Source organism: Mesorhizobium sp. M7A.F.Ca.CA.004.12.1.1, from assembly GCF_003997835.1.
In the GTDB taxonomy this organism is placed as follows: domain Bacteria; phylum Pseudomonadota; class Alphaproteobacteria; order Rhizobiales; family Rhizobiaceae; genus Mesorhizobium.
This window is the reverse complement of record NZ_RZRK01000865.1, coordinates 1-2,518: the sequence shown is the minus strand read 5'-3', so window position 1 is coordinate 2,518 and position 2,518 is coordinate 1. Positions and strand designations below refer to the sequence as shown.

Genomic DNA, 2,518 nt, shown 5'->3' with positions numbered 1-2,518 from the left:
GTGCATTTGCGTCCGGCCTCCAGCCTCTATGCCTATCAGAAGCTGGTTGCCGCGCTCGAATCGTCCAATCAGGAGCCGACCGTCGACATTTCGGGACCACTCCCCGATGACGAGAGCCATGGCGACGAAGCGGCCGCCAATCTCGACGATCTGCGCGACCGCTGGAGCCGGCTGACCGATGTGCACCAGTTCTTCGGCATGCTGAAGACGCTGAAGCTCAGCCGCCGGCAGGCGGTGCGCCTGGTCGGGCAAGACTATGCCTGGCAGCTCGACAATGATGCCGTCCGTGCCATGTTTCATCACGCTGCGGAGGGCGAGATGCCGATCATGTGCTTTGTGGGAAACCGCGGCTGCATCCAGATCCATTCCGGTCCGATCAAGTCGATCAAGCCGATGGGGCCATGGATCAACGTGCTGGACGAAACCTTCCACCTGCATTTGCGCACCGACCACATCCAGGAGGTCTGGGCGGTGCGCAAGCCGACCAAGGACGGTCATGTCACCTCGCTTGAGGTCTATGATTCCGACGGCAAGATGTTCATCCAGTTCTTCGGCAAGCGTCATGAAGGCGAAAGCGAGCGGGATGACTGGCGCTTCCTGGCGGAAAACCTGCCGCGCATCCCAAGCCCGACCGCAGCCTGAGGAAAATGCGATGCGTTTTTTCCCAAGATTGTCGACCGTGCGCGGATCTATTTTCCGGCCGGTGATCGGTCTCTCCATGGCTGTTATCGCACTGCAATCCGCCAGCGCCATGGAAGGCACGGCCGTGTTTGCCGATCCTTCGAAAATCGTGGCCGTTGGCGGCTCGATCACCGAGATCGTCTATGCGCTCGGCGAGGAAAAGCATCTGGTGGCTCGCGATTCCACCAGCCGGTACCCAAAGGCGGCGCTTGAGCTGCCCGATGTCGGCTATATGCGTGCGCTGTCACCGGAAGGCGTGCTCTCGGTCAACCCGACCGGCATCCTGGCGTTGCATGGCAGCGGTCCCAAGGAAGCCGTCGACGTCTTGAAGAAGACGAGCGTCCCGTTCATCGAAGTGCCCGAGCACTATAGCCACGAAGGCATCCTCGAAAAGGTCCGTATCGTCGGCAAGGCGCTCGGCGTCGACGCCAAGGCAGAGGTGCTCGCCGGGGAGCTCGATGCCAAGCTCACGGCCGCCGAAGGGCAAACGACGTCGATCAAGGAACGCAAGCGCATCCTGTTCGTGCTGTCGATACAGGGCGGCAAGATCCTGGCGGCCGGCAGCGAGACCGCGGCGGACGGTATGGTCAAGCTGGCTGGCGGCGTCAACGCGGTCGAGGGCTTCTCCGGCTACAAGCAAATGTCCGACGAGGCGATCATAACCGCCAGACCGGACGTGATCCTGATGATGAGCAATGCCGGGCCTCCGGTCTCGGATGACGAACTGTTCGGCAATCCGTCGATCGCCTCGACGCCGGCCGGAAAGGCGCGCAAGCTGATCCGCATCGACGGTGCCTATCTGCTCGGCTTCGGGCCACGCACGGCCGATGCCATCCACGACCTCGCTGTCTCGCTTTATGGCGGGCAGGTCACGGACTGAACGGGCGGATCATGGTCGATCAATCGATCGCCGGCCCGGTGATGGCAAGCGTATCCGAAGGCGACAGGTCGGGCCGCGCCCGCATCGTCATTCTGCTGCTGTGCCTGGGGCTCGCGGCTGCCGTTTTTCTGTCGCTGACATCGGGGGCTTCGGACGCTTCGGCCGTCAACGTCATCGGGGGCTGGCTGTTCGGCACAGTGCCTGATGACGCCGCAGTGAGCGCCCGCGACAGCCTGATCGTCTATGACATCCGCCTGCCGCGCATCATCCTCGGCATGCTGGTCGGCGCGGCGCTCGCGGTCTCCGGCGCGGTCATGCAGGGACTGTTCCGCAATCCGCTGGCCGACCCCGGCCTGATCGGCGTCTCGGCCGGCTCCAGCCTCGGCGCGGTTGCCGTCATCGTGCTCGGCGCCACGATATTGGCTCCGGTGACCGCCTTGCTCGGCACGCTTGCACTGCCGCTGGCGGCCTTCTGTGGCGGGCTCGCCACCACGCTGGTGCTTTACCAGGTCGCGACGCGGCGGGGGCAAACCTCGGTTGCCACAATGCTGCTTGCCGGCATCGCGCTGGCGGCGCTCGCCATGGCGCTGACCGGCATTCTTATCTTCATGGCCGACGATCGCCAGTTGCGCGACCTGACCTTCTGGCAACTCGGATCGCTCGGCGGCGCAACCTGGGCGAAGATCGCGTCGGTAGGGCCGATCATCGTGCTGGCGCTGGCGGCGATGCCGTTCCTGGCACGCGGCCTCAACGCGCTGGCGCTTGGCGAGGCGACCGCCGGTCATCTCGGCATTCCGGTGCAGCGGCTGAAATACACGGCCATCGTCGGCGTCTCTGCCGCGGTCGGCGCATCCGTCGCCGTCAGCGGCGGCATCGGCTTCGTCGGCATCGTGGTACCGCATCTGCTGCGCCTGCTGATTGGTCCGGACAATCGCTATCTGCTGCCGGCGTCGGCGC

At 64.6% G+C, this 2,518-nt stretch carries 3 protein-coding genes; all 3 read left to right on the top strand.

The window, feature by feature from the left end; all coding sequences use genetic code 11:
- Positions 1 to 642 (top strand): ChuX/HutX family heme-like substrate-binding protein (locus tag EN984_RS30930; RefSeq protein WP_281035312.1); only part of this gene is annotated, 642 nt, incomplete at its 5' end.
- Between the two features lie 10 nt (positions 643 to 652).
- Complete coding sequence (locus tag EN984_RS30925; RefSeq protein WP_127272244.1) at positions 653 to 1,561, top strand: hemin ABC transporter substrate-binding protein; 909 nt, start codon at positions 653 to 655, stop codon at positions 1,559 to 1,561.
- 11 nt (positions 1,562 to 1,572) lie between these two features.
- A partial coding sequence (locus tag EN984_RS30920; RefSeq protein WP_164765765.1) for an iron ABC transporter permease occupies positions 1,573 to 2,518 on the top strand: 946 nt, incomplete at its 3' end.

Excerpts from the sequence above, each read along its gene's own strand:
- EN984_RS30925 (WP_127272244.1), top strand. The coding sequence starts at position 653 with ATGCGTTTTTTCCCAAGATTGTCGACCGTGCGCGGATCTATTTTCCGG.